The sequence below is a fragment of the Actinomadura bangladeshensis genome (assembly GCF_004348335.1).
In the GTDB taxonomy this organism is placed as follows: domain Bacteria; phylum Actinomycetota; class Actinomycetes; order Streptosporangiales; family Streptosporangiaceae; genus Spirillospora; species Spirillospora bangladeshensis.
The window spans coordinates 1-24,517 of record NZ_SMJW01000117.1; the positions used below are offsets into that span (position 1 = coordinate 1).

A 24,517-nucleotide genomic window follows, 5' to 3' on the forward strand; every position below is an offset into this window, starting at 1 on the left:
TCTGCATCAAGAACGAGGCCGCCTCGGTCTGGAACCGCAGCAGCAAGACCGTCCGCGTCTACTACAACAGCAACTACGGCGGCACCTACCAGGACTTCAAGGCCGGCGCCAAGGGCAACCTGAACTCCAGCCTGAAGAACCAGAACGCCTCGCACAAGTTCCTGAGCTCCACCACGCCGCCGACCGGATGCAAGACCGACGGCACGGACAGCAAACTGCCCACGACCATCCTGGTGTACCGGGTCTCGCTGGACCGCGTGGACCGGGTGGCGTTCAAGACCTACGTCAAGAACGTCCTGCCCAACGAGTGGGTGACGAGCTGGCCGCAGGAATCGCTCCGGGCCGGGGCGATGGCGGTCAAGAGCTACGGCTGGTACTGGGCGCTGCACTCGACGCGCAAGACGTCGGACGGACGGTGCTTCGACGTGTACGACACCACGTCCAGCCAGGTGTACAAGCCCGGCTCGGCGAAGGCGTCGACGAACTCCGCGGTCGACGCGACGTGGAGCACCCGGATGACCCGCAGCGGGAAGATCCTGCAGGCCCACTACTGCTCCACGACGACGGCGTGCGGCGGATGGGTCACCGGGGACTGGATGTCGCAGTACGGCTCCCGTGACAAGGCCAATGCGGGCTGGAATTACTCCAGGATCCTCAAGGCCTACTACAGCGGAATCGCGCTCTCCTGATTCCGCGGATGATTCGCTCCCCGTTCCCCGCCGCGCACCGCCGCGGCGGGGAACGCCCATCATCCCTCGATGATGATCTGAAAATTGACCGGACGGCTACCGGGGAACGCGACCTTTCCCGAGGCGTCCACCATTTTGAACCGCACGTAGCACAGCCCCGGTTTCCGCGGCGTCGTGATTTCGGTCCGAATGTCGACCATCTTTCCGGGCTGCGTGTCATCGATCGGCACATCGGAGATGGTCTGGCATTGATCGGCCTGCTGCGGGACGTCGAGACGGCGCAGGGAATAGCCCTTCCACGGCACTTTCCCGGCGTTCTTGAGCCGCCACACCTTGGTCACGGTCTGGCCGGTGCCGACGCGCGTGCAGTCGGGCAGGCTGATGTCGGCGATGAACAAGGCCACGTCGCCCTTGTGCGTCGGCGGTGCCGGCGCCGGGTTGGTCGCCAGCACCGGGCAGTCGGCCGGGGACAGCGCGGGCTTCGACCGGCCGCCCTCCTTCAGGCCGTCCCGGCCGGGCGCGGAGTCGCGGTTCACGGCGACCACGATGAGGACGGCGGCCCCGGCGCCGACGGCCGCCGTCGCGAGCACGACCGCGGCCCGGCGGGTCGGCCGGAACCGCTTTCCCGGCGCGGGAGGGTCCGGGTCGCCGTCCGCCGGCTCTTCGGGTGGAGGCGGTGACGGCTCGGGCGCGGACGCCGCGGGCTCGTCCTCCCGGGGCGGTTGCGGGTCGATGGCGATGTGCATGGCCCGCCGTTCCGCGGTGCTCGCGGCGGGGGCGACCCCGCCGGGCGGGCGGGCCGCGGACGTCCCGGCGACGGCCGGCGGACGCCCGGCCCGCGCCGAGCCGACCACCCGGTTCGCCCGCTCCCAGCGCTCGCGGTACTCGGCCGGGTCGGCGCCGCACGCCTTGACGAACTCGGCGGTGGTCCCCCAGCTCGGGAGCCGGTTGCCCTTCGTGGCCTCGTGCAACGTGGTGTGCGAGATCGCCCCGGACCGCCCGGACATTTCCCGGAACGGCGGATTGCCCACCGACCTGCGCAGTTCCTGCAAAGTTGCCGCGAAGTCCGCGATCGCCTGCGCCTGTGCACGCGTGTCGTCCACCGAGTGAAGCTAACAGCGCGCACGGCCCTTGCTCAAGCCCGGCCGTATCGCGGCAGGTGAACTGGGTTCTCCGCGACCCCGGCGTGATCGGCAAGCTTCCTTTTCATTGTGCTCCGACTTCACGGTCGAGCCGGACAGCGGTGTTCTTTAGAGGCGGCCGGTTTTCGGCCCGCCACGCTGACCGGCGCTGCTCCGCGCGTGCTGCTGTGAGCGGATCCGCTGGGGGCGGATAGGGCTGTGACGTGTGCGCGCGGCGGCGCAGAGTGAAGGCATGAGCGAGGAACAGAGAATCCCATTGTTCAACGAACGGGCGCGGCTTGAGCTCTACCAGCAGCGCGTCCTCGTCCTCGACGGCCCGCTGGACGACGACAACGGCACGCTGCTGGCGACGCAGCTCATCACGCTGGCGCGGGAGGACGCGTCATCGGACATCTCGCTGTGGATCCACTCCCCCGGCGGGTCGGTGCCGTCGATGCTCGCGATCCGCGACGTCATGCGGATCCTCCCGTGCGACGTGTCGACGCTGGTGCTCGGCATCGCCTACAGCGCGGGCCAGTTCCTGCTGTCGTCCGGGACCCGCGGCAAGCGCCGCGCGATGCCGCACGCCCGCGTGCTGATGCACCAGGGCTCCGCCGGGATCGCCGGCGCCGCCGTCGACATCGAACTGCAGGCCGGCGACCTGCGGCACACCCGGGACACGGTGCTCGGGCTCATCAGCGAGGACACCGGCCAGCCGCTGGAGCGGGTCTTCGAGGATTCGCTGCACGACCGCTGGTACACCGCGCGCGAGGCCCTGGAGTACGGGTTCGTCGACGCGATCGTCAGCACGTTCGACGAGGTCGCACCGGCGGGCCGCCGGCCCGTCGGGCTCCGCGTCGCCGCGGAGGGGGACATCCGATGAGCACCTACACGATCCCGAACGTCATCGCGCGGGACTCGCGCGGCGAACGCATCATGGACGTCTACTCGCACCTGCTGACCGAGCGGATCATCTACCTCGGCACCGCGATCGACGCGGGCGTCGCCAACGCGCTCGTCGCGCAGCTGCTGTACCTGGAGGCCGACAGCCCCGACCGCGACATCCAGCTCTACATCAACTGCGAGGGCGGCGACCCGAGCGCGATGCTCGCCGTGTACGACACGCTGCGCTACATCCGCGCGCGGGTGGCGACGACGTGCGTGGGGCAGGCCGTCGCCGTCGGCGCCGTCCTCCTCGCCGCGGGCAGTCCGGGCATGCGCTCCGCCCTCCCCCACACGCGCGTCGTCCTGCACCAGCCGATGGGGCAGGGGCGCGGTGCGATCCCGGACCTCATCCTCCAGGCGGACGAGGTCGTGCGCGTGCGCGCGGACATCGAGGGCATCCTCGCCCGGCACACCGGGCAGGACACGGCGACGCTGCGCGCCGACACCGACCGGGACCGCGTGTTCACCGCGCAGGGCGCGCTGGACTACGGCCTCATCGACCAGGTGATCGAGGAGCGGCAGCCGATGCCGGTGTAGCCGGGCTCCGCGACGGGCTACGCGGCCAGCGCGTACGCGGCCCGGCAGGTCGGGCCCGCCGGAGCGGTTCCGGCGGGCGCGGCCAGCAGGCTGGTCGCGACCGCGAGCGCCAGATCGGCGAGCGTCGTGTCCAGGGCGCCGGCGACCGCGGCGATCATCTCGCTCGACGGCTCCTTGACGCCGCGCTCCATCTCGGACAGGTACTGCGGAGAGACGCCGGCGCGGCGGGCGGTCTCGACCAGGATCTCGCCGCGCTCCAGCCGCAGCCGGCGCAGGCAGCCGCCGAGCGCGTCCCGCCACAACGGCTCCGCCGGCCCGCGTGTCGCGGCCGGCCCGTGCTGCGTCTCGCGCGGCGTCCCGTTCGGCGTCCCGTTCGGCGTCCCGTTCGGCGTCTGGTGCGGCTCCCGGCGCGACTCCTCGCGCGGCGTCTCGTGCGGCGTCTCGTCGGCGGGCATGAGCGGGCGGGTCGTCTCGGCCATGAGCACATCGTAAGTCGGCGGCCCGCTCACGCCCCAGCCGTTCCGCCCACCGCGGAACGGCGGGTGAAGGGAAGAACGAGCCGGGACGGGTGGGACGCGTCGCGGTAGATCTTGTGCGTGACGGGACGCCCCACCGGCAGATGGAAGGCGTCCGGCGGCAGCAGCGCGTTGTGCGCGTCGGTCAGCGGCTCGTCGTTCGACAGCTCGGCGACCAGCCGGTGGCCGGGCCTGAGCGCGGCGGCGAACGGGTAGAGGCGCAGCACGTACTCCTCTATCTTCCCGGGTTCCACCGGGACCGCCCGGGTGTGCGGGTGGTACGGGTCGCCCTCGGCGGTGCGCTCCTCGTCGAGCTCGCGATGCGACGCCTTGAGGTAGCCGGTGGTGATGAGCTGCCGCTTTCCGTCGGGCGCGGCGTCCCAGAGGCGCAGGATGAAGTTGGTGTCGTCCTGGTCGATCTCGGCGAAGATGTGCGCGGCGCCCGTGCCGATCAGCTCCGCCGGCTCCTCGAACGGCTCGGTGCTCCAGCTGAGCATCTCGACCTTGTCGGTGACGGTCAGCGGCGCCTGGTAGAAGCCGTCCGGGGCGGCGTGCTCCGCGCCCATGGGCTCCGGCTCGGCCGAGAGCCCGCGGCGCGGACGCAGGTAGAGCGGCCTGTACTCGACGTCCTTCGGGGGCCACGCGGCACCGGTCACCTGCTCGCGGCTGCCCTCGACGAAGACGGTGACCGCGGGCTCGTCCATGACGCCGTTGTCAACGCCCTTGAGCCAGTACTCGTACCAGCGGAACATCTTGTCGTGCTCCTCGACGAAGGGGCGCGACTGCATGGGCGGGTACGGGCCGATGTCGAGCTTCTTCGGGCCCTTCAGCCGGTTGAACACCTCGATGGTGCCGTCGAGCGTCCAGCCGCGGCCCTGGTCGAGCTGGAGCCAGACCGGGATGTCGATGTTCGGCGCGAGCGTGACCGGGTTGCGCTCCTCGTACCACTCGCCGTCGAGCTCGTTCAGCACGATGTCGAACCAGGCCTCGTGGTTCTTCGGGTAGTGCAGGACGTGGACGAGGTTCGGCCAGGCGGCGACGTCCGGGTCCTGGAGGCGCCTCGCGACGCGCTCCTTGATCTCCTCCGGCGAGTAGGTCTCCAGCATGCGGGACTTGACCCGGTCGGTGAACGCCCAGCCGGAGTCGCCGCCGCGGCCCTCGCGGGCGGCGCGCGGCATGAACCACATGATGCCGCCGTGGTAGGTCGTCTCGTAGAAGTCGTAGTGGCCGCCGCTGACGAAGATCGCCTTGAGGCTCGGCGGCCGCTCGGCCGCGGCGAGCACCTGCATGGAGCCGAAGTAGGAGATGCCGATCATGCCGACGTTGCCGTCGCACCACGGCTGCGCGGCGACCCACTCGATGAAGTCGTAGGCGTCCTGGCCGAGCGAGACGCCGCCGGCGTTGTAGTTGCCGATGTGCTCGCCCTCGGACGCGCCGGAACCGCGCAGGTCGCCGATGACGTGGACGTAGTCCTCCTTGACGACGCGCGCGATGTCGCCGGCCTCGATGCAGCCGTCCCACATCGGGCTGGGGCGCCGCTGCGGCGGCGTCGTCAGTGCAAGGGCCTGCAGCTCCTTGCCATACGGGCTGAGCGCCACGAGCGCGGGGCGCGGCCTGTCGTCGACGCCCTGGTAGGCGTCGGCCATCAGCGTGACGCCGTCGCGCATCGGCACGCGGAGGTCCTTGCGGACGGCGATCTTGTCCAGGCCCGCCTGGACGATCTCGAAGTCGGGCACGGGTGCCTCCTCTGTCACGGGCTCTGTCACGGGTTCCGGGTGAAGTGCGTGCGGTAGCCGTGCATCGACGTGAAGAACGGCGACGGCTCCAGGGCGGGGTCGGCGGTGTAGCCGACCTCCTCGGCCACGGATGCGAACGGCGAGTACGCCGAGTCGGTCTCCAGGAGGCCCGCGCAGAGGCAGTCGCGGGCCGCCTTGCCGACGCGGCCCTCGATGTCGAGGCTCTCGCGCAGCGCTTCCGCGGCCTGCTCCGCGTCCAGTTCGACGCCGTACGGCGTGCCGTCGGTGCGGCGGTAGGGGTGGCCGAGGTAGAGGTGCGCCGGGCGGACCTCGTCGCGCAGGTACTCCAGGCTCGCGCGGTAGGCGACCGGGTCCTCGAAGCCGGGGAACCCGTTGGCGGCCCCGTGCACCTGGACGGCGTCGCCGACGAACACCGACCTCTGACCCTCGACGACATAGGCGACCGACCCGCGCGTGTGGCCGGGGATCGAGTGGACGGAGACGGTGACGCCGCCGCCGAGGGAGACCGTCTCGCCTCCCTCGACGAGCATGGTCGGCTCCAGTTCGCCGGAGATGACCGCGTCGGCCGCGGCGGTCACCTTCGCCTCGCCCTCGGGATCGTCCAGGTACCGTCCCCGCCCGGCGAGGTACTCGTCCACGTGGGCGCGGCGCGAGCGCAGCAGCGGCGCGTCCGCCTCGTGGATCACGACCTGCGCGCGCCGGCCGGTCAGCTCCCACAGGGCGTGCGCGCCGCCGACGTGGTCGATGTGGCCGTGGGTCAGCAGGATCCAGCGGACGTCCTCGATCCTGCGGCCGATGGCCTCCAGCGCCGGCGCCATGCCCCCGGCGGGCGAGGACGCGATGCCGGTGTCGACGATGGCCGGTTCGGGCGCGTCGATGAAGAAGCTGTAGAGACCGAACCGGCCCCACGGCGACACCAGGGGATGGGCACGCACCGCGGTCATGGGCGGGCCAGGAAGTCGCGGGTCTCCTCGAAGGCCCGGTGGTACTCCGGGATCCAGGAGAAGTGCTGCACGAACCCGTGGCCTGCGCCGGTGTAGCGGCTGACGGTCGCGGTCACGCCGGCGCCGTTCAGCCGCCGCCCGTAGAGTTCGCCCTCGTCCCGCATCGGGTCGAACTCGCCGGTGATGATCAGCGCCGGGGGCAGCCCGGTGAGGTCGGCCCGCTTGATCGGGGACACGCGTGGGTCGGCAGGGTCGGCGCCGCTGTCGAGGTAGAAGGCGTTGAACGGCTTCAGCCCGGCGGTCTCCAGCCCGTAGCCGACGGCGTTCTCGCGCAGCGAGGCGTAGCGGTCGACGTCGAAGTCCAGGTCGAGCGACGGGTAGAACATCACCTGGTGGGTGATCCGGTCGAAGCCGTCGTCGTGGGCCATGGCGGCGACCGCGGCGACGAACGTCCCGCCGGAGCTGTCGCCGGCCAGGGCGAGCGTCGTGCCGTCCCAGCGCAGCGACTCGCCGTTCTCGGAGGCCCACCGGACGGCGGCGTAGCAGTCGTCCAGCCCGGCGGGGAAGGCGTGCTCGGGCGCCCGCCGGTAATCGACGGAGACGACCTTGAGCCCGGTCTCCTTCGCCAGGGAGCGCGCGACGTGGTCGTGCGTTTCGAGGCTGCCGAGGAAGAACGCGCCGCCGTGGAAGTAGACGAGCAGGCCGTAGGCGTCGGCCTCGTCCGGCGTGTAGATCCGCACCGGTACGTCGCCGGCGGGAGTCCGGGCGGTGAGGTCCTGGACGGAGTGCAGCGGCAGCCGGTCGGCCACGAGCGGGACCTGGGCCTCCTCGCCGGCGCGCATCGCCTCCGGGTTCAGCGGACCCGGCGGCGGCGCGGGCATCTCGGCGAGGGCCTTGGCGATGTCGGGGTGCAGTGGCATGGTCTCAGCCCTCCTTCTGCGGGGACGCCGCCTGCTGGGAGGCGGGCTTCTGGCCGGGGAAGACGTCGTTGATCTCGTCCTCGGTCCAGCCCTGGCGGGAGATCCGCTGCAGCTCGTCGGTCACCGGCTTGCGGACGGTCTGGTACCGCGCCAGCGCCTCCCGGACGGAGCCGGCGTCCCGGAGCGAGTCGGCGAGGGCGCCGGCGTCCAGGATCGCCGAGTTCGCGCCCTGGCCCTGGTGGTGCAGCATCGAGTGGGCCGCGTCGCCCACGAGGACGACACTGCCGGAATGCCAGGTGTCGATCGGGTCGATGTCGTAGACCGCGCGGCAGTTGACGGTGTCCATGGCGAGGTCGCGGGTGATGTTCACGATCCGCTCGTCGAAGCCCTCGACGCACTTCACGAGGTCGTCCTTGGTGACGTCCGGCGCCCAGGTGCCGTCCGGGCAGAGCGCGGTGATGTCGAAGGAGACCTGGCCGCGGTGGCGCAGCGGCAGGAAGTAGACCTTCGTGCCGCGGCCGATGTACATGCGGAGGTTGTCGTCGACGGCCAGCCCCTGGGCGTCATCCTTGGAGATCACCGCGCGGTAGGCGTGCTCGCCGGAGAACACCGGCGGCTTGTCACTGAACAGCTGCTCGCGCACCACCGACTTGATGCCGTCGGCGCCCACGACCAGGTCGGCGGTGGCGGTCGTGCCGTTGGCGAAGGCCAGCGTCGCCCGGTCGCCCTCGTCCTTGATCCCCTCCAGCTTGTGGCCGAGCCGGACCATGCCCTCGGGCAGGACGCTCATGAGGGCGTCGATGAAGTCACCCCGGTGGATCAGGTGGGTCTTCTGGCCAAAGGCGTCGATCTCCGGCCACGCCTCTTTCATGATCGGTTCACCGGTGGCGGTGAGGATCTCGAAGTAGTCGCTCGGCGAGCTCACCGACGCGATCGCGCCGAAGACGCCCCATTCGCGGAAGCGGTCCATGGTGGACGGCCGCAGCCCGATGCCGGCGCCGACCTCGCAGATCCGCGTCGCCTGCTCATAGACGGTGACGGTTGCGCCGAGGAGGCTCAGCGCCTTGGCCGTGGCGGCACCGCCGTACCCTGCACCGACGACCGCGATGTTCAGGTCCTTCAGGTCCGAGGTCTTCATGGAGTGCGTTTCTTCCTGGTCAGTCCTGGATCGACAGGAACGTGGCGGGGTTGTGGACGAACAGCGTCGCGATGGTGGTCTCGTCGAGGCCGGCGTCCCGCAGGTCGGGGATGAGGTCCTCGAAGATGTAGTTGACGGTGTGGCCCTTCACGCCGGGCCAGCCCAGCGGGCTGCAGTTGGCGTCGGCCGAGGCGAGCGCCTTGTCCAGGTGGCCCTCCGGGCCGATGAACCGGAGGAAGTGGTCCAGCCGCTCCTTGCGCGGCCGGGCCCAGAACGGCGGGTCCTCCAGTTCGGTCTCGTAACCGAAGGTGTCGAAGCCGACCCGTCCGCCCTGCTCCGCGATCCAGGTGTCGCGCGTCTTCTCCGCGTTCACGCCGTCGTCGGCGTGCCCGAACAGGACACGGTCGAGCGGGAGGCCCTCCTCGTTGAAGATGGCGATCGCGTTCTCGGCGTCGATGGCGAGGTGGGTCAGGATCGGCACGCCGGTCGTGAGCGCGGCGCGGGCGGCGGCGCGGTAGATCCGCTTGTCCAGCTCCGTCATGCGCCCGCCGCGGCTCACGCCGACCTTGATGACCCCGGCGCGGCTGCCGGTGCCGCCGATACCGACGGTGATCTCGTGGACGAACTGCCGGGTCAGGTAGTCGACGCCGGCGCGGGCGAAGAACGGCAGGGCGGTGTCACCGCCGACGAACCCGGTGCAGGCGACGATGTTGACGCCGGTCTTCGCCGACAGCGACTTGTAGTAGTCGACGTCACGGCCGTTGCAGATGCCGGTCACGTCGACGAACGTCCCGCCGCCGTACTCGCGGCTGTACTCGTGGAACGCGCGGAGCTTCGGGACGGTCTCCGCATACCGCTCCTCGGGCGTCATCCACCACTTGGCGTCCAGCTCGGAGCCGGGCATGCCGTAGCCGATGTGTTCGTGGACGGCCACGATGCCCAGTTCCTCGGCCGGGATCGTCCCCAGGACGGTGTTCACTCTCGTCACAGCACACCTCTAGAAATTCGAAGACAGCAGGTCGCGCGGGTTTCCGGCGAGGATGCGCTGGACGTCCTCGCCGCCGAGGCCCTGCGCCTTCAGGAGGGGGACGAACGTCGAGAGGACGTAGCTGTACGGCAGGTCGTTGCCGGGGTGCCCCTTGGCCACGCCGACCGCGTTGCTCGACAGCAGGATCCGGTTGCCGTGACCGGCCGCGACCAGTTCGAGCACCAGCGCGGCGCGTTCGGCGTCGGTGACGTGCGCATCGCCCTCCACGCCGACGTTGTCGAGGGCGACGTAGGCACCGCGGCGGGCGATGTCGAGCGGGGTGCCGGCGGCGACGGCGTCCTTGCGGTCGAGCCCGCCGACGACGACGCGGTCGGCGGGGAGCTTCTCGTCCAGGACGACCGAAAGGTCGCGCACGGCATCGTTCCCGAAGCGGATGGAGACCGGGACCCCGGTGTTCAGGGCGGTCCGGGCCGCGCCGCGGAACAGGCTCTCGTCGGTCGCCGTCATGCCCTCGCGCGTCGCGGCGGTGGCCACGAGACCGGCGGCGCCCCGCCGCTCCACGCGCGGAACGACCATCCCCTCGGTGACCTCCTTGGTGAAGAGGTCGGCGAACTTCCCGGCCGGCCACGGCGTCGGCGGGTTGGTCTGCGGGGTCAGGAAGTAGCCGCCGAGCATCTCCTCCGGGCCCATCCCCGTGGACGCCACGATGTGGACGCCGGTCGACCGCGACAGAGCCTCGTACAGCCGCACGTCGCGGCCGTGGAACATGCCGGTGGCGTCCACGATCGTCCCGCCGCCGTGCTCGCGGAAGTCCCGCAGCCTCCCCGCGAGCGTCTCGAAGACCTCGGCGCGGTCGATCGTGATGTCGAACGCGTGCTCCGCCCCCGGAACCACCGACAGCAGCGCCTCGTGGACGGCCACGACCCCCAGCTCATGTGCGGGAACGGGCCCGAGGACGGTGGCGACGGTACCGCTCGCGGCGCCCTGCGCGTCTGTCACTGACACTCCCTCTCCATCGGCTTCACTTTACAGGACATCAAGTAAGTATCTCCTTCGTAAACTTTACTTCCTCGGCGGGGGGCTCCTCGACGTCGGCGGCCGGGGAGCCGAAGAGGCCCGCGAGGGTCAGCACCGCCGCGGCGGCCGCGCACAGGCCCGCGACGAGGAAGGCCAGGCTGTAGGCGTTGCCGAGCGACTCGAACGCCAGCACGCGCAGGCTCTCCGGCATCGGCACCGGCGCCATGCCGGGGCCCGCGCCGGGCACGACCGGCATGGAGTTGATCGCCATCGCGCCGCCCTGCTGCGCGATGCCGCCCGCGACCTCGGTGTACGGCGGCTGCAGGCCGGACGCGCCGATGGCGCCGCCCACGCCGTCGGAGAAGGCGCCGTTGGCCCGGCTGACCGCGAACGCGGCGATGAGCACCGGCCCGAGGGCGAAGCCGAAGTCGCGCAGCAGGTTGGTGGTGGCGCTGGCCATCCCGGCGAGCCGCAGCGGGACCGTGTTGATCGCGACGGCCGTGATCGAGCCGACGGTCAGCGCGAAGCCCACGCCGAGGGCGAGCATCGGCGGGACGAACCGCGTCCAGCTCATGTCGTGGACGTCGAACGTCGAGCACCAGATGCCGCTGACCGCGATGAGCGCGAAGCCGGTGGTGAGCACCCAGCGCGGCGAGAAGTTGCGGATGACGTGCGAGACGACCGGCACCAGCACGAACGCGGGCCCCTGGATGGCGAGGAACAGCAGGCCGATCTTGAGGGCGCTCTGGTGCTGGACGGCGCCGAGCCAGATGCTCATCGAGTAGCAGGTCGCCAGGAAGGCGAACATGCCGATGACCGTGGCGATCGCGACGATCGCGTAGGAGCGGTTGGCGAAGATGTTGAGGTGCAGCAGCGGGACGTCCGTCCGCAGCTCGATGACGACGAACGCGCCGAGCAGCACGGCGCCCGCCGCGAACGCCCCGATGATCTCGGCGCGGGCGAAACCGGCCTCCGAGCCCTGGGTGGCGGCGAACAGGATCGCGATCAGGCCGAGGGCGAGGGTGACCTGGCCCGGCAGGTCGAGCTTGCGGCCCTCCGGCGCCGCCGAGTCGGCCGCGAGCTGGGTGATGGCGATCGAGATCACCGCGGCCGCGATCACGACGAGGTAGGACGTCCGCCAGTCGTGGTCCTGGGCGAGCCATCCGCCCATCAGCGGGGAGATCGCGGCACCGGCCGACAGGAACCCGGCCCAGGTGGCGATCGCCTTGGAGCGCGCCTCCGGCGACGGGCTCACCGCCGCCAGCATGGCGAGCGAGATCGGGTAGAGGACGGCCGCACCGAGCCCGGCGACGACCTGGCCGGCCCACAGCACCTCGACCGTGCCGGCGAGGTAGCAGACGACGGAGCCGGCGACGGTCAGCAGCGCGCCCGCCTGCAGCAGGCGCTTGCGGCCGAACAGGTCGCCGATCACGCCGGTGGTCAGTTCGAAGACGACCATGGGGATCGCGAAGGCGGCCGTGATCCAGGTCAGCTCGGCGCCGGTGGTCTGGAACTCCTGCTGGAACGTGCCGTTGAGCGCGCCTGGCAGCGAGTACGCGACCTGCGCGAGGAGGACGGCGAAGCAGCCGGCGAGCACCGTGACGGTGTAGCCCTGCTTGCGCGCAGCGGTCTGTGTCATTGCGGATTCTTCCTCGTCGATGGCAGGGCGGCGGGATCCGGCCGCCCGGGATCGGCCATCCGGTGTGAGCGCGATCACCTGTTGACTGTGCAAGGTGTCACATTGCTTGACAGTACGTCAAGTCTTTGACCAGCACGTATTCCAGATAGCCGCTGCGTACGGCGTGCGGGCGCGGTGCTCTACGCTTGCCGCATGGCGAGGCTTCGTGAGGCACAGAAGGAGATGACGCGTAAACTCCTGCTGGACGCCGGCCTGGAGTTGTTCGTGTCGAAGGGCTACACGGCGACCAAGGTCGACGACATCGCGTCGGAGGCGGGCACGACGCGGGTGACCTTCTACGCGTACTTCCCGTCGAAGGTCGACCTGATGAAGGCGCTGATCTCCGAGCGGCTCAACGCCGCCCTCGACCGGGTGCCGTCCGCCGAGCACGGCTCGACCGAGCGGGAGCTGGTCGCGGTGGTCGAGGACGGCTCACGGGAGCGGATCCGCGGGTGGCTCGCGGCGACCTCGGAACGCTGGGACACGATCCGCCCCTACACCACGACCGCCTTCGAGGCCGCCGCCGCCGACCCCGAGATCCGCGCGCTGCTCAACGCGTGGCTGGACGAGGCGCAGCGCGACATCGAGGACGGCCTCGACCGCGCCGCCCGGTTCCCGGCCGGCACCCGGCGCTTCCGCAGCGTCATCGCGATCACCGAGCTCGACCACGTCGCGCGGCACTGGACCCCGGGCCGCTGGGGCGTCGGGCGCGAGGAGATGCTGGACGTCCTCACCGAGAGCTGGTTCGGCACCATCGGCCGCCACTGAGCAGCTACCGGGGTGCGCGGGGGCCCTCAGGGCCTCGCCGCGTCGAAGAGGAGCTGGCGCAGCCAGGCGATGAAGCGGTGGTCGCCGAGGTGGGGGTTCCACACCATGTCGATGCCGAGGCCGGGCAGCGGGAAAGGGAACTCCTCGATCCGCAGGTCGAGGAGCGTCCGCATCTCCGCGGCGACCCGGTGGCGCAGAAGCGCGACGCCGCCGGAGCGTCCGACCTGGTACGGGACGAGCAGGAAGTCGGAGATCAGCTGGCCGACGCGGTAGGGGATCCCGTTCTCGTCGAGCACCGAGTACGGGAAGACCCGCCGCTCGGTGTCCACGACGACGTGCGGCTGCGTCGTCAGCAGGTCGAGCGCGCTCGCCTCCGGCGGCGTGTCCGGCGACGCCACCACCACGATGCGGTCGTCGTACAGGCGCTCCCGGGGATGGGGCGAGGCGAACCCCTCGGAGATCAGGACGACGTCGACGCCGTGCTCGGTGAACGTGGACTCGGCCGGCACGGTGATCGTGCGCATGCGCAGCGTCGCGTTCGGCGCCCGCTCCGCGACGAGCCGCCCCAGCCGCCCGCCGAGGACGAACGCGGTGCTGGTGGTCATCGCGACGGTGATGACGCGGCGGTCCGTCGCCGGGTCGAAGCCGGGGAAGCTCACCACGTCCGCGGCCTGCTGGAGCGTCGCCCGCAGCGGCGCGATCAGCTCCATCGCGCGCGGCGTCAGCGTGACGGCGTTCCCCTGCCGGACGAGGAGGTCGTCCCCCAGCAGCCGCCGCATGCGCGCCAGGGCGTGGCTCATCGCGGACTGGGTGAGGCCGACGCGCTCGGCGGCCCTCGTCACCGAGCGCTCCTCCAGCATCGCGAGCAGCGGCACCAGCAGGTTGAGGTTGACCGACGCCAGCCGGTCCAGCCCGGAACCCGCGGTGCCCGCATTCTCGTCACTCATCGCGACGAACTCTACGCGGCGGCTCTATTCAGGCGGCCCTGCTCAGGCGGCCCTGCTGAGGCGACGCAGCCGGGGAATCGGGACGCGCCGGTTCAGCGCCACGGCCGTACCGGTGCCGTCGGCGCGGGGCCAGCGCAGGAGACGGTCCTCGACGTGCGCGGGCTCCCCGTCCACGGGGAGGTGGCCCACGGCCTTGAGGGTGAGCCCGAACTGCTCCGTCCAGAAGTACGGCTCGAACTGGAGCGGTGGCGTCTCGTCCCCTCGGATGAGGGCCGCGGCGGCCACCTTCGCCTGCTCGATCGCGCTGCTCCACAGCGGGATGCGACGCACGCCGTGCGGCGTCGGGAACGCCGCCAGGTCGCCGGCCGCCGCGATGTCGGGACGCACGAGCCCGCGCGAGTCCACATGCAGAACGCCCTTCTCGGTCAGCCCGGTGCCGGCGAGCCACTCGGTGTTGGGGACGTCGCCGACCGCGGACACCACCAGATCGGCTTCGAGGACGGCGCCGTCGTCCAGGACGACGCGGGTGTCCGCCGCGAGCCGTGCACCGGCGGTTTCGACGATCGTGAGCCCGCGGTCCAGCGCGGCCTTGGTGAAGACGTCCGCCAGATACGGCCCCAGTTGCACGATCAGCGGGATGCCCTGAGAGACGAGCGTGACCCGGCAGCCCGCCGCCAGGCAGCCGGAGGCGATCTCCATGCCGAGCGGGCCTCCGCCGACCACGATGACCGACGGGCGTCCGGCGAGCCGGGCGCGCAGGGCCAGCGCGTCGTCGAGGCCGCGCAAGGTGACCTCGCCGGGCAGGGCGGACAGCCGCCGGGCCCGGGAGCCAGTGGCGATCACGAGCCGGTGGTAGGGCAGCGCGGTGCCGTCATCGAGCCTGACGAGCCGACGTTCGACGTCCAGCCCGGAGGCCCGAACGCCGAGGATCTCCTTCGCCTCGTGCGTGGGCGGCGGCAGTTCGTGGGACGCCATGTCGTCGCCGTCGAGCAGCAGCGCCTTCGACAGCGCCGGACGGCTGTAGGCCGCGTGCGGCTCGTCGCCGACGATGGTCAGCTCCCCGTCGAAGCCGCCGTCCCGCAGCGAGTCCGCCGCCGTGAGCCCGGCGATGCCGTTGCCGACGATGACGACCCGCTCGATTCCCCCGCTGATCCGAGACCCGGTCATTCGAGACGCTGTCATTCGAGACGCTGTCATTCGAGACGCAGGGCCGCGACCGGGCAGACGCGGACGGCGGCCTTGGCCTGCGCGGCATCGGCGTCGCCGACCTCCTCCCGGTCGATGACGAGTTCGCCGTCGTCGTCCAGGTGCATCAGGTCGGGGGCGGCCTCCTCGCAGAGGCCGTGTCCCTCGCAGCGCGGACGGTCGAGCACGATCTTCATGCGCGGATCACCTCCAGGACGGGGAGCTCCTCGATGCTCCGCGTGACGTTGCTCGGCACCCGGACTTCCGGGCCGGTGACGAGCCGCTCGACGCGGCGCGCCAGGGCACCGATGACGGCGTGGGCCTCAAGGCGGGCGAGGCCCTGGCCCGCGCAGCCGTGCGGGCCGTAGCCGAACGACAGGTGGTCGACCGGGTTGCGCTCGACCTGGAACTCGTCCGGGTTCTCGTAGTGGCGCGGGTCCCGGTTGCCGGCGCCGAACAGGATCGCGACCTTCGCCCCGGCCGGGATCACGGTGCCGTCGATCTCCACGTCCCGGGTCGTCAGGCGTCCGAAGGCGTGGATCGGCACCCAGTAGCGGAGCACCTCGTTGAACGCGGCCGGCGCCAGCGACGGGTCCTCCCGCACCAGCGCGAGCTGATCGGGGTGCGCGGCGAACAAGGCGACGATGTTGCCGATGGAGGCGATCGTGGTGTCGACGCCGGCGCCGAGGTACTGGTGGATGATGTGGCCGGCCGTGCCGGGCGGGATCTCGCCGCGGGCCTCGGCCTCGAAGATGCCGCGTCCGACCGAACCGGGCGCGAGATCGCCGGCCGTGACGTTCGAGCACCACTCGTACAGCTCGCCCGCGATCGGGAAGTTCTCCGCGGTCCGCTGGTTCATCGGCCCGATGACCTGCATCGCCGCCTGGCCCCAGCGCAGCATGTTGGCGCGGACGTGGCCGGTGAAGCCGATGAGGTCCGCGACGACCTCCAGCGGGAAGGCGCGGGCGAGCGCGTCGACGGCCTCGAACGAGCCGGCGCCGACGAGCTTCTCGACGAGCGCGTCCGCCTTCGCGTCGATGCCGTCCTTGAGCCCGCGCAGCGCCCGCGGCGACAGGTTGGCGGTCAGGGTGGCGCGCAGCCGCGTGTGCACCGGCGGGTCCGAGGCGAGGGACGTGCCGGTCAGCGCCTCGTTGACCGCCGGGTTGAAGCCGATGGCCCCGGCGGAGGAGAACGTCTCCCAGTCGCGGAGGGCCTCGCGGATCACGCCGTACCGGGTGAGCGCGTAGACGTCGTTCGCCGGGAGGTGGACGACGGGTCCGAGGTCGCGCAGCGCCGCGAAGGACGGATACGGGTCGACGAGCACCTCGTCGTCGAAGAGGTCAAGATCGGAAGCGGGTGGGGCTGAGTCGGTCATCGGTTCACCTCGGGGTCGGTCGTCGAAGCCCCAGTGAATCCACCGATTGCACATCGCACAAACACATGTTTCTCATGGCCGCTCATGAATCTGATGCATATGCGATGCGCTCAGACGATCTGCCGGATGACCGAGACGGCGCGGGCGAGGTGCGGTTCGGTGCGGTCGGTGCGGTGGGCGATGGCCAGTTCGACGTCGACGGCCGGACTCGCCAGCGGCCTGTAGGCGACGCCTTCGAGGGCGAGGGCCGTCACCGGCTCCGGGACGACGGCCACTCCGAGCCCGCCCGCGACGAGGGTGATCAGCGTGGAGGTCTCCGCCACCTCGTGCCGGATCCGGGGCTCGACCCTGGCGCCGCGGAACAGGCCGAGCACGACGTCGTACATCACCGAGCGCCGGTCCGCGGAATGGACGATGAGGTCGGCGTCCGCCAGGTCGGTGACGGCCGGCCGCCGGACGGCGGCCAGGGCATGGTCGGCGGGGACCGCGACGACGAGCCGGTCCCGGCGCAGCGGCAGGACGGTGAGCGAGAGGTCGGCGATCGGGGGCCGCAGCAGCGCCAGGTCGATCTCGCCGGCCCGCAGCGCCGCGGCCTGGTCGGGCACCAGCATCTCGCCGCGGAAGGAGAAGTCGACGCCCGGCAGTTCCAGGGACAGGCCGCGCGACAGCGCGGGCAGCAGGCTGTAGGTCGCCGACCCCACGCAGCCGATCGCGAGATGCCCGACCGCGCCGGCCGCGACCAGCCGGGCCTCGTGCGCCGCCTCGTCCACCTCGCCGAGGATCTTCCGGGCGCGGGCGAGGTAGGCGCGGCCCGCGTCGGTGAGGTCGACCCGGCGCGTGGAGCGGTGGAACAGCTCCACGCCGAGTTCGGTCTCCAGCCTGCGGATCGCCTGCGACAGCGGCGGCTGGGCCATGGTGAGCCGCTCGGCGGCGCGGCCGAAGTGGAGTTCCTCGGCGACGGCGACGAAGTACCGCAGGTGGCGCAGATCCATATGTTGAACGTTTCAATCAGAGTAAATATTGATACTTCACTGTATCAAGCCAGGTCACTAGCCTCGATGGCATGAGCTCCTATCTGTACTCCGCCGTCCGGACGCCGTTCGGGCGGTTCAACGGCGCGCTGGCGGGCGTCCGCCCGGACGACCTGGCGGCCGGGGTGATCAGCGCGCTGCTGGACCGGGCGCCCGGGCTGGACCCGGCCGCGATCGACGAGGTCGTCTGGGGCAACGCGAACGGCGCGGGCGAGGAGAACCGCAACGTCGGCCGGATGGCCGCGCTGCTCGCCGGGCTGCCGACGAGCGTGCCGGGCACGACCGTCAACCGGCTGTGCGGCTCCAGCCTCGACGCGGCGATGACCGGCTCCCGGACGATCGAGACCGGCGACGCCGGCATCGTCCTGGCCGGCGGGGTCGAGTCGATGACGCGGGCGCCGTGGGTGCTGCCGAAGCCCGCCAAGGGCTTTCCGGCCGGCAACGTCACCGCCGTGTCGACCACGCTCGGCTGGCGGCTGGTGAACCCCCGCATGCCGAAGGAGTGGACGGTCTCGCTCGGCGAGGCCAACGAACTCCTCCAGGAGCGGTACGGCATCGGCCGGGAGCGGCAGGACGCGTTCGCCCTGCGCTCCCACCGGCTGGCGGCGGCGGCCTGGGACGCGGGCTTCTACGACGACCTGGTCGCCCCGGCCGGCGACCTGAAGCGCGACGAGGGCATCCGCGCCGACACCTCCCTGGAGAAGCTCGCCAAGCTCAAGCCGAGCTTCCGCCAGGACGGCACCATCACCGCGGGCAACGCCTCGCCGCTGAGCGACGGCGCGGCCGCGCTGCTGCTCGGCTCGGAGGCCGCCGCCGAGCGGATCGGCCTCGACCCGCTCGCGCGCATCGCCGGGCGCGGCGCGTTCGCACTCGACCCGCAGGACTTCGGCTACGCCCCCGTCGAGGCGGCGAACCGCGCCCTCGCGCGAGCCGGGATCGGCTGGGACCGGGTCGGCGCCGTGGAGCTCAACGAGGCGTTCGCCGTCCAGTCGCTGGTCTGCGTGGACGCCTGGGGCATCGACCCGGAGATCGTCAACACGAGGGGCGGCGCGATCGCGCTCGGCCACCCGCTGGGGGCCAGCGGCGCCCGCGTCCTCGGCACGCTCATGAAGGTGCTCCGGGAGCGCCGCGAACGCTGGGGCGTCGCCGCGATCTGCATCGGGGTCGGGCAGGGCCTGGCCGTCGTCCTGGAGAACGTGGAGGCGGGGGCGTGAGCCGGGCGGCGATTCTGGACAGCGTCGACGAGGCCGTGCAGGGCATCGAGGACGGCAGCACCGTCCTGGTCGGCGGCTTCGGCTTCGCCGGCATGCCGTTCGACCTCATCGACGGGCTGATCCGGCAGGGCGCGAAGGACCTCACCATCGTGTCCAACAACGCCGGCAACGGGGACGTCGGGCTGGCCGCACTGCTGAAGACCGGGCGCGTCCGGAAGGTGGTCTGCTCGTTCCCCCGGCAGAGCGACTCCCACGTCTTCGACGAGCTGTACCGGGCCGGGAGGATCGAGTTGGAGATCGTGCCGCAGGGCAACCTCGCCGAGCGGATGCGCGCGGCGGGCGCGGGCATCGGCGCCTTCTACTGCCCGACCGGGGTCGGCACCCCGCTGGCCGAGGGCAAGGAGACCCGGACGATCGACGGCCGCGTCCACGTCCTGGAGTACCCGATCAGGGGGGACGTGGCGCTGATCGGCGCGCACCGCGCCGACACCATGGGCAACCTCGTCTACCGCAAGACCGCCCGCAACTTCGGCCCGGTCATGGCGACCGCCGCGGCCACCACGATCGTGCAGGTCGGCGAGGTCGTCCCCGCCGGGGAGATCGACCCGGAGGCGGTCGTCACGCCCGGCATCTTCGTCGATCGCGTCGTGCGGGTGCGGGCACGGCGGTACACCGTCCAAGGAGCGCGCTGACATGGCCCTGAACCCCGATGAGCTGGCCGCGCTCGTCGCCCGCGACATCCCGGCCGGCTCGTACGTCAACCTCGGCATCGGCCGTCCGACCAAGGTCGCCGACCACCTGCCGGACGGCTCGGGCGTCGTGCTGCACACCGAGAACGGCATGCTCAACATGGGCCCCGCCGCCGCGGGCGACGAGATCGACCCGGATCTCACCAATGCCGGGAAGGTGCCGGTGACGGAGCTTCCCGGCACGGCGTACTTCCACCACGCGGACTCGTTCGCCATGATGCGCGGCGGCCATCTCGACGTGTGCGTGCTCGGCGCGTTCCAGGTGTCGGCCACCGGCGACCTCGCGAACTGGAGCACCGGCGCCCCCGACGCCATCCCGGCCGTCGGCGGCGCGATGGACCTGGCCATCGGCGCCAAGCAGGTCTTCGTGATGATGACGCTCTTCGACAAGAAGGGCCGGTCGAAGCTGGTGCCCGAGTGCACGTATCCGCTGACCGGCGTCGGCTGCGTCAGCCGGGTCTACACCGACGTCGCCGTCATCGACGTGGGTCCGGACGGCGCGTCCGTCCGCGAGACCTTCGGCGTGACGATCGACGAACTCCGCGACCGGGTCCCCGTCCCCCTCAAGCCCGCCTGACCCAACGAAGCGTGGGCTCGGTTGCGGTGGAGAGGGGGATCGGCTCGAACATCGGGGGTTCGTCGGACGGGTCCAGGGCGGTCGGCCCGTAGAGCCAGTCGACGAACGTGTAGTCATAGGTGTCGCGTTCCCGCAGCAGGACGTTGCGCTGCTGCCGGGCGAGCCCGTCGAGGTGCCACAGCTCGCCCCACGCGCGCGAGGTCGTGAGGACGCGGCGGCAGTGCTCGGGCCGGACGGCCTGGTAGGCGGCGAGGACGGCGGGCCAGTCCACCGAACCGTCGGCGGCGCGGTGCCGGGCGACGTGCTCGCCGAGCACCCAGCCGTCCTCCAGCGCCATGATCGCGCCCTGGGCGATGTACTGGAGCGGCGGGTGGGCGGAGTCGCCGAGCAGCGCGATGCTGCCGTCCACCCAGGTCATGATGGGGTCGCGGTCGTACATCCGCCACCACTTGTCGCGCCACATGTGCGGCAGCCCCTCGCGGACGAAGTCGCAGGTCCGCTCGAACGCCGCGTCCAGTTCGTCGGGCGTGCCCCAGTCCTGCTCGCCGGCGCGGGCCTTGGGCGACTCGAAGACGGCGACCTGGTTGAGCAGCTCGCCGCCACGCAGCCCGTAGTGGACGAAATGGCAGCCCGGCCCGACATGGACGACGACCTCGCCGAGGTCGACGGCGGCGGCGCGCCCGCTCGACGTCGGCACGGTGCCCCGGTAGGCGACGTAGGCGGAGGAGACCGGCTCGTCGTCGGACATGAGCCTGCGCGCCACCGAATGCAGCCCGTCGGCCGCGATGACGACCTGCGCCTCTTCGGTATGGCCGTCGGCGAGCGTCACGCGGGCGCCATCGGGCGTGTTGGCGTAGGCGACCGCCTGCTGCGACGTCACCAGGTCGACGCCGGCGCGGCGGCATGCGCGCAGCAGCATCGCGTGCAGGTCGCTGCGGTGGATGACCAGGTACGGGTATCCGTAGCGGCGTTCCAGATCGCGCAGGTCGAGGCGGGTCAGCTCCGCGCCGTCGACGGCGTCGCGCATGATCATCGCGTCGGGGACGACGCCGAGGGCCGTGGCCTCGTCCAGCAGGCCGTAGTCGTCGAGGATGCGCGTGCAGTTGGGCGCGAGCTGGATGCCGGCGCCGACCTCGCCGAAGGAGCCGGACTTCTCCAGCAGCCGGACCGCCAGGCCCCGGCGGGCCAGCGCGCAGGCGGCGCCGAGCCCGCCGATCCCGCCGCCGACGACGATCACATCAGGGTTGGTCATGGTCTCTTCTCTTTCGGGCGCCTCAGAGCCAGGGGCCGAGGGGCGGGGCGTCGGCGAGGGCGTGCGGGCGTCCGGCCAGCCAGGCGGCCACCTCGGGCAGCGGCCCGTCCGCCGGCACCGCGCCGAGCCCCCGCTTGGCGGTGATGTCGGCGACGAGCGCTTCCAGGAAGTCGCGCGGCAGGTCGCCGAAGGAGACGCCGCAGTCGAGGTCGACCGCGTGGACGAAGACCTCCCGCGCCCGCAGCCACGGCACCTCGGTCGCGGGCACGGTGCGGCCCTGGGCCGTGGCGACCTCGGACAGCCACTGCCCCTCGGTCAGCTCGCCCATCGACGTCCACAGCTCCGCGGCGGAGCGGTTCGCCCACTCGGCCAGCTCGGCGCCGCTCATGCGGGGGCCGCGCTCAATCCCGGCGGCCCGCTCCTCCGGCGAGGCGTACATGGGCGTCGCCTCGCCGGTCGCGGCCCAGTGCACCAGGTTGCCGAGCGCCTCCGCGTTCGCGGCGACGTGGGCGACCAGGTGCCTGCGGGTCCAGCCGGGCAGCAGGCTCGGGGCGTCGTACTCTGGCTCGGTCAGGCGGTCGACGGCGCCGAGGAGCAGCGCCGTCCCGTCCCGCGTCCAGCGGAGGACGTCGGCGGGGGCCATCAGGCGTCCTTGACGATGCGGTTCGCGCAGGCGCCGAGCCCGTCGATCTCGGTCACGACCGTCTCGCCGCCGGTCAGGTAGACCTTCGGGTCGCGGGCGTGGCCGACCCCGGCGGGCGTGCCGGTGGCGATCAGGTCGCCGGGACGCAGCCGGACGATCGTCGAGACGTACTCGACCAGGAAGACCGGGTCGAACAGCAGCGTGCCGGTGTCGTCGGACTGCATCTCGCGGCCGTCCACGACCGTCCGCACCTTGAGTGCCGGGCGGACGCCGCCGACCTCGTCCGGCGTGACCAGGTAGGGGCCGACGGGAGTCGAGGAGTCCCAGATCTTGCCCTGCGTCCACTCGATGGTGCGGAACTGCCAGTCGCGGACGGAGATGTCGTTCATGACGGTGAAGCCCGCGATCGCCGCCTCGGCCTGCGCGCCGTCGGCGCGGCGGACCTCCCGGCCGATGACGACGGCGAGCTCCACCTCCCAGTCGAGCGCGTCCGTCTCGGCGGGCTTGACGATGTCGTCATGGGCGCCGATCAGGCTGTCGGCGAACTTCGGGAACAGCGTCGGATACGACGGAAGCTCCCGCCCCATCTCCTTGATGTGGTCGGAGTAGTTGTGCCCGACGCAGATCACCTTTGAGGGACGCGGCACGACCGGCGCGAAGTCGGCGCCTTCGACGTCGTAGGCCGCGCCGGCGGCGCCCGCCGCCCTGGCCCGCCAGTCCGGCTCGGCGAGGAGCGCGCCGAGGTCGGGGAACCCGAGGTCGACGAGCGTGCCGCCGTCGAGCCGGACGGCGCGGGTCCCGGCGGCGGTGCGGATGGTGGAGAGCTTCATCAGGAGTCCTTGGCGAATCGGTCGAGCTTGAGCGCCTCGAAGACGGGCGCGTCGCAGAAACGGAACAGGTCGAGCGCGCCGGAGTCGGAGTCGGACGCCCCGGCCTCCGACCGCACCGAGAACGGCTCCCACGAGGGGACGACGAAGAGGTCGCCGCGGGCCACCGCCCAGGACCGGTCACCGACCGTCACCCGGCCGGAGCCGTCGAAGACCTGGTAGACGCTGGACCCGGTCTCGCGCACCGGAGCCGTCTCGGCGCCCCGCGCCACCCGGTGGAACTCGGCGCGCAGCGTCGGCAGCACGTCGGTGCCGTCGACGGGGTTGCTGTAGCGGACGGCGGCATGGCCGGGCTCCACCGTCCCCGCATGCCCTTGCCGCTCCAGCGCGAGCTGGTCGGCCAGCGCACGGTCGGTGTGCTGCCACTTGTAGGAGAGAAGCGGCGAGCCGGGCGTCGCATGCCCGACACCCACGGGACGCAGCCCGGGGTGCCCCCACAACCGCTCCGAGCGCGACCGCTCGGGCGTGATGTGCTCGGACTCGGGCAGCTCGTCCCGCCCGAACTCGAAGAACTGCGCCTCGGTCAGGTACTGGAAGGGGATGTCGAGCCCGTCGATCCAGGCCATGGGCTGCTCGGCGGCGTTGTGGTGGGCGTGCCAGTTCCAGCCCGCCTGCGGCAGGAAGTCGCCGCGGTTCATCGGCACCGGGTCGCCGCCGACGACCGTCCACACCCCGCTGCCCTCGACCACGAACCGGAACGCGTGCTGCGTGTGGCGGTGCTCGGGGGCGTCTTCGCCCGGCATCAGGTACTGGACCGCCGCCCACAGCGTCGGCGACGCGAACGGCCGTCCGCCGAGCCCCGGATTGGCCAGCGCGATCGCCCGCCGCTCTCCCCCGCGTCCCACCGGCACGAGCCGCCCGGCCTGCTCGGCGAGCCGGACCAGCGCGTCCCACCTCCACACGTGCGGGACGGCCTTGGACCGCGGATGCACCGGCATCAGGTCGCCGATCTCCGTCCACAGTGGCACGAGCAGCTCGGACTCGAACCCGCGGTAGAGGTCTTCGAGCTCCGGTGTGACGTCCGGCTGGCCGGGCGCGTCCACGGCCCGCAGCCTCACGGGCGAGCCCGCGACAGGAGTGCTGGTCATACCGGCAATCGTGGTGCCCGCGCCCGCCGAAGAATAGGAAATTCTGCTCCCCAGAACGAGCCCGCCCGGCGTCCCGCCTAGGCTGCCGAGGTGGACAGCGATACGTTCGTCGCCGGATTCGACTACCCGATGTTCGTGGTGACCACCATCGACCCCGGCACCGGAACGCGGGCGGGCTGCCTGGTCGGCTTCGCCACGCAGACCGGCATCGACCCGTTCAGGTTCCTGGTGTGCCTGTCCCGCGTGAACCACACCTACCGGACGGCCGAGGCGGCGACCCACCTGGCCGTCCACGTCCTGGACGAGTCCCAGCGGGACCTGGCGGCCCTGTTCGGCTCCCAGACCGGCGACGAGATCGACAAGTTCACCCGCTGCGCCTGGCGTCCCGGCCCGGAAGGCGTCCCCCTGCTGACCGACGCCCCCCGCCACCTGGTAGGCCGAATCCTGGCCCGCACCGACCTGGGCGACCACACCGGCTACCTACTGGCACCGGTCGACGTGGCCGGCACTTCCGAAGCCGCCCCTCTGACCTTCCGCGCCCTCCCCGACCTC

At 71.7% G+C, this 24,517-nt stretch carries 26 protein-coding genes; 8 read left to right on the forward strand and 18 right to left on the reverse strand.

Features of this window, described 5'->3' with window-relative positions; all coding sequences use genetic code 11:
• Positions 1 to 689: SpoIID/LytB domain-containing protein (locus tag E1284_RS41645; protein WP_207923884.1), on the forward strand; the 689-nt coding region annotated here is incomplete at its 5' end.
• Positions 690 to 748: 59 nt separating this feature from the next.
• On the opposite strand, the gene E1284_RS22270 is transcribed toward E1284_RS41645, so the two are convergent.
• Positions 749 to 1,792, reverse strand: a complete 1,044-nt coding sequence (locus E1284_RS22270) for an NBR1-Ig-like domain-containing protein (RefSeq protein WP_131942007.1) — start codon at positions 1,790 to 1,792, stop codon at positions 749 to 751.
• A 271-nt stretch (positions 1,793 to 2,063) separates the two neighbouring features.
• Here E1284_RS22270 and E1284_RS22275 point away from each other — a divergent pair, with 271 nt between their 5' ends.
• The gene (locus tag E1284_RS22275) at positions 2,064 to 2,693 is read left to right on the forward strand and encodes a ClpP family protease (protein ID WP_131942009.1); all 630 of its coding nucleotides are present in this window, start codon (positions 2,064 to 2,066) and stop codon (positions 2,691 to 2,693) included.
• Positions 2,690 to 3,292, forward strand: a complete 603-nt coding sequence (locus E1284_RS22280; protein WP_131942011.1) for a ClpP family protease — start codon at positions 2,690 to 2,692, stop codon at positions 3,290 to 3,292. The genes E1284_RS22275 and E1284_RS22280 overlap by 4 nt, the downstream gene beginning before the upstream one ends.
• A 17-nt stretch (positions 3,293 to 3,309) precedes the next feature.
• Here E1284_RS22280 and E1284_RS22285 read toward each other — a convergent pair whose 3' ends face one another.
• The 8 genes from E1284_RS22285 to E1284_RS22320 are packed head-to-tail and all read right to left on the reverse strand — an operon-like array spanning position 3,310 to position 12,210.
• Positions 3,310 to 3,771, reverse strand: coding sequence for a helix-turn-helix domain-containing protein (locus E1284_RS22285; protein WP_243714667.1), 462 nt, complete (start codon positions 3,769 to 3,771; stop codon positions 3,310 to 3,312).
• 26 nt (positions 3,772 to 3,797) lie between these two features.
• Positions 3,798 to 5,543, reverse strand: coding sequence for a CocE/NonD family hydrolase (locus tag E1284_RS22290; protein WP_131942013.1), 1,746 nt, complete (start codon positions 5,541 to 5,543; stop codon positions 3,798 to 3,800).
• 26 nt (positions 5,544 to 5,569) lie between these two features.
• The gene (locus tag E1284_RS22295) at positions 5,570 to 6,508 is read right to left on the reverse strand and encodes an MBL fold metallo-hydrolase (RefSeq protein ID WP_131942015.1); all 939 of its coding nucleotides are present in this window, start codon (positions 6,506 to 6,508) and stop codon (positions 5,570 to 5,572) included.
• Positions 6,505 to 7,428, reverse strand: coding sequence for an alpha/beta hydrolase (locus E1284_RS22300; RefSeq protein ID WP_131942017.1), 924 nt, complete (start codon positions 7,426 to 7,428; stop codon positions 6,505 to 6,507). The genes E1284_RS22295 and E1284_RS22300 overlap by 4 nt, the downstream gene beginning before the upstream one ends.
• A 4-nt stretch (positions 7,429 to 7,432) precedes the next feature.
• The gene (locus tag E1284_RS22305) at positions 7,433 to 8,566 is read right to left on the reverse strand and encodes an FAD-dependent monooxygenase (protein ID WP_131942019.1); all 1,134 of its coding nucleotides are present in this window, start codon (positions 8,564 to 8,566) and stop codon (positions 7,433 to 7,435) included.
• Positions 8,567 to 8,585: 19 nt separating this feature from the next.
• Positions 8,586 to 9,554 carry a phosphotriesterase family protein gene (locus E1284_RS22310; RefSeq protein WP_131942021.1) on the reverse strand — a complete coding sequence of 323 codons (969 nt, stop codon included), beginning with the start codon at positions 9,552 to 9,554 and terminating at the stop codon, positions 8,586 to 8,588.
• 9 nt (positions 9,555 to 9,563) lie between these two features.
• The gene (locus tag E1284_RS22315) at positions 9,564 to 10,553 is read right to left on the reverse strand and encodes a phosphotriesterase (RefSeq protein WP_207923885.1); all 990 of its coding nucleotides are present in this window, start codon (positions 10,551 to 10,553) and stop codon (positions 9,564 to 9,566) included.
• Positions 10,554 to 10,590: 37 nt separating this feature from the next.
• Positions 10,591 to 12,210: an MFS transporter gene (locus E1284_RS22320; RefSeq protein WP_131942025.1), complete on the reverse strand. Its 1,620-nt coding sequence runs from the start codon at positions 12,208 to 12,210 to the stop codon at positions 10,591 to 10,593.
• Positions 12,211 to 12,402: 192 nt separating this feature from the next.
• Between E1284_RS22320 and E1284_RS22325 the strand changes: the two genes are divergently transcribed.
• The gene (locus E1284_RS22325; RefSeq protein WP_131942027.1) at positions 12,403 to 13,017 is read left to right on the forward strand and encodes a TetR/AcrR family transcriptional regulator; all 615 of its coding nucleotides are present in this window, start codon (positions 12,403 to 12,405) and stop codon (positions 13,015 to 13,017) included.
• Positions 13,018 to 13,043: 26 nt separating this feature from the next.
• Here the strand turns inward: E1284_RS22325 and E1284_RS22330 are convergent, their stop codons facing one another.
• From E1284_RS22330 to E1284_RS22350, 5 genes are all read right to left on the reverse strand, one after another.
• Positions 13,044 to 13,964: a LysR family transcriptional regulator gene (locus tag E1284_RS22330; protein ID WP_131942029.1), complete on the reverse strand. Its 921-nt coding sequence runs from the start codon at positions 13,962 to 13,964 to the stop codon at positions 13,044 to 13,046.
• Positions 13,965 to 14,006: 42 nt separating this feature from the next.
• Positions 14,007 to 15,131, reverse strand: a complete 1,125-nt coding sequence (locus E1284_RS22335) for an NAD(P)/FAD-dependent oxidoreductase (RefSeq protein ID WP_131942030.1) — start codon at positions 15,129 to 15,131, stop codon at positions 14,007 to 14,009.
• A 26-nt stretch (positions 15,132 to 15,157) separates the two neighbouring features.
• Positions 15,158 to 15,346: a ferredoxin gene (locus tag E1284_RS22340; protein WP_131942032.1), complete on the reverse strand. Its 189-nt coding sequence runs from the start codon at positions 15,344 to 15,346 to the stop codon at positions 15,158 to 15,160.
• Entirely contained in the window at positions 15,343 to 16,524 is a 1,182-nt protein-coding gene (locus tag E1284_RS22345; protein WP_131942034.1) for a cytochrome P450, read from the reverse strand. The genes E1284_RS22340 and E1284_RS22345 overlap by 4 nt, the downstream gene beginning before the upstream one ends.
• A gap of 110 nt (positions 16,525 to 16,634) precedes the next feature.
• A complete protein-coding gene (locus E1284_RS22350; protein WP_131942036.1) occupies positions 16,635 to 17,516 on the reverse strand; it encodes a LysR family transcriptional regulator in 882 nt (293 codons plus the stop codon).
• 71 nt (positions 17,517 to 17,587) lie between these two features.
• On the opposite strand from E1284_RS22350, the gene E1284_RS22355 reads away from it, so the two are divergent.
• The 3 genes from E1284_RS22355 to E1284_RS22365 are packed head-to-tail and all read left to right on the forward strand — an operon-like array spanning position 17,588 to position 20,095.
• The gene (locus E1284_RS22355) at positions 17,588 to 18,769 is read left to right on the forward strand and encodes a thiolase family protein (protein ID WP_131942038.1); all 1,182 of its coding nucleotides are present in this window, start codon (positions 17,588 to 17,590) and stop codon (positions 18,767 to 18,769) included.
• A complete protein-coding gene (locus tag E1284_RS22360; protein ID WP_131942040.1) occupies positions 18,766 to 19,461 on the forward strand; it encodes a 3-oxoacid CoA-transferase subunit A in 696 nt (231 codons plus the stop codon). Before E1284_RS22355 ends, E1284_RS22360 begins: the two co-directional genes overlap by 4 nt.
• 1 nt (position 19,462) lies before the next feature.
• Positions 19,463 to 20,095 (forward strand): 3-oxoacid CoA-transferase subunit B, encoded by a 633-nt coding sequence (locus E1284_RS22365; protein ID WP_131942042.1) that lies wholly within the window; start codon positions 19,463 to 19,465, stop codon positions 20,093 to 20,095.
• Here E1284_RS22365 and E1284_RS22370 read toward each other — a convergent pair.
• Genes E1284_RS22370 through E1284_RS22385 form a run of 4 tightly spaced genes read right to left on the reverse strand, consistent with a single transcriptional unit; the run spans position 20,082 to position 23,965 of the window.
• A complete protein-coding gene (locus tag E1284_RS22370) occupies positions 20,082 to 21,347 on the reverse strand; it encodes an FAD-dependent monooxygenase (RefSeq protein WP_243714668.1) in 1,266 nt (421 codons plus the stop codon). The two genes, E1284_RS22365 and E1284_RS22370, sit on opposite strands and share 14 nt — an antisense overlap.
• Before the next feature lie 22 nt (positions 21,348 to 21,369).
• Positions 21,370 to 21,990 carry a maleylpyruvate isomerase family mycothiol-dependent enzyme gene (locus E1284_RS22375; protein ID WP_131942044.1) on the reverse strand — a complete coding sequence of 207 codons (621 nt, stop codon included), beginning with the start codon at positions 21,988 to 21,990 and terminating at the stop codon, positions 21,370 to 21,372.
• Positions 21,990 to 22,820: a fumarylacetoacetate hydrolase family protein gene (locus E1284_RS22380; protein ID WP_131942046.1), complete on the reverse strand. Its 831-nt coding sequence runs from the start codon at positions 22,818 to 22,820 to the stop codon at positions 21,990 to 21,992. The genes E1284_RS22375 and E1284_RS22380 overlap by 1 nt, the downstream gene beginning before the upstream one ends.
• Positions 22,820 to 23,965 (reverse strand): cupin domain-containing protein, encoded by a 1,146-nt coding sequence (locus tag E1284_RS22385; RefSeq protein ID WP_131942048.1) that lies wholly within the window; start codon positions 23,963 to 23,965, stop codon positions 22,820 to 22,822. The genes E1284_RS22380 and E1284_RS22385 overlap by 1 nt, the downstream gene beginning before the upstream one ends.
• Positions 23,966 to 24,055: 90 nt before the next feature.
• Between E1284_RS22385 and E1284_RS22390 the strand changes: the two genes are divergently transcribed.
• On the forward strand, positions 24,056 to 24,517 hold a 462-nt coding region (locus tag E1284_RS22390), incomplete at its 3' end, for a flavin reductase family protein (RefSeq protein WP_207923887.1).

Excerpts from the sequence above, each read along its gene's own strand:
- E1284_RS22275 (WP_131942009.1), top strand. The coding sequence starts at position 2,064 with ATGAGCGAGGAACAGAGAATCCCATTGTTCAACGAACGGGCGCGGCTT.
- E1284_RS22280 (WP_131942011.1), top strand. The coding sequence starts at position 2,690 with ATGAGCACCTACACGATCCCGAACGTCATCGCGCGGGACTCGCGCGGC.
- E1284_RS22285 (WP_243714667.1), bottom strand. The coding sequence starts at position 3,771 with ATGGCCGAGACGACCCGCCCGCTCATGCCCGCCGACGAGACGCCGCAC.
- E1284_RS22295 (WP_131942015.1), bottom strand. The coding sequence starts at position 6,508 with ATGACCGCGGTGCGTGCCCATCCCCTGGTGTCGCCGTGGGGCCGGTTC.
- E1284_RS22300 (WP_131942017.1), bottom strand. The coding sequence starts at position 7,428 with ATGCCACTGCACCCCGACATCGCCAAGGCCCTCGCCGAGATGCCCGCG.
- E1284_RS22305 (WP_131942019.1), bottom strand. The coding sequence starts at position 8,566 with ATGAAGACCTCGGACCTGAAGGACCTGAACATCGCGGTCGTCGGTGCA.
- E1284_RS22320 (WP_131942025.1), bottom strand. The coding sequence starts at position 12,210 with ATGACACAGACCGCTGCGCGCAAGCAGGGCTACACCGTCACGGTGCTC.
- E1284_RS22325 (WP_131942027.1), top strand. The coding sequence starts at position 12,403 with ATGGCGAGGCTTCGTGAGGCACAGAAGGAGATGACGCGTAAACTCCTG.
- E1284_RS22330 (WP_131942029.1), bottom strand. The coding sequence starts at position 13,964 with ATGAGTGACGAGAATGCGGGCACCGCGGGTTCCGGGCTGGACCGGCTG.
- E1284_RS22335 (WP_131942030.1), bottom strand. The coding sequence starts at position 15,131 with ATGACCGGGTCTCGGATCAGCGGGGGAATCGAGCGGGTCGTCATCGTC.
- E1284_RS22340 (WP_131942032.1), bottom strand. The coding sequence starts at position 15,346 with ATGAAGATCGTGCTCGACCGTCCGCGCTGCGAGGGACACGGCCTCTGC.
- E1284_RS22345 (WP_131942034.1), bottom strand. The coding sequence starts at position 16,524 with ATGACCGACTCAGCCCCACCCGCTTCCGATCTTGACCTCTTCGACGAC.
- E1284_RS22350 (WP_131942036.1), bottom strand. The coding sequence starts at position 17,516 with ATGGATCTGCGCCACCTGCGGTACTTCGTCGCCGTCGCCGAGGAACTC.
- E1284_RS22355 (WP_131942038.1), top strand. The coding sequence starts at position 17,588 with ATGAGCTCCTATCTGTACTCCGCCGTCCGGACGCCGTTCGGGCGGTTC.
- E1284_RS22365 (WP_131942042.1), top strand. The coding sequence starts at position 19,463 with ATGGCCCTGAACCCCGATGAGCTGGCCGCGCTCGTCGCCCGCGACATC.
- E1284_RS22370 (WP_243714668.1), bottom strand. The coding sequence starts at position 21,347 with ATGACCAACCCTGATGTGATCGTCGTCGGCGGCGGGATCGGCGGGCTC.
- E1284_RS22375 (WP_131942044.1), bottom strand. The coding sequence starts at position 21,990 with ATGGCCCCCGCCGACGTCCTCCGCTGGACGCGGGACGGGACGGCGCTG.
- E1284_RS22380 (WP_131942046.1), bottom strand. The coding sequence starts at position 22,820 with ATGAAGCTCTCCACCATCCGCACCGCCGCCGGGACCCGCGCCGTCCGG.
- E1284_RS22385 (WP_131942048.1), bottom strand. The coding sequence starts at position 23,965 with ATGACCAGCACTCCTGTCGCGGGCTCGCCCGTGAGGCTGCGGGCCGTG.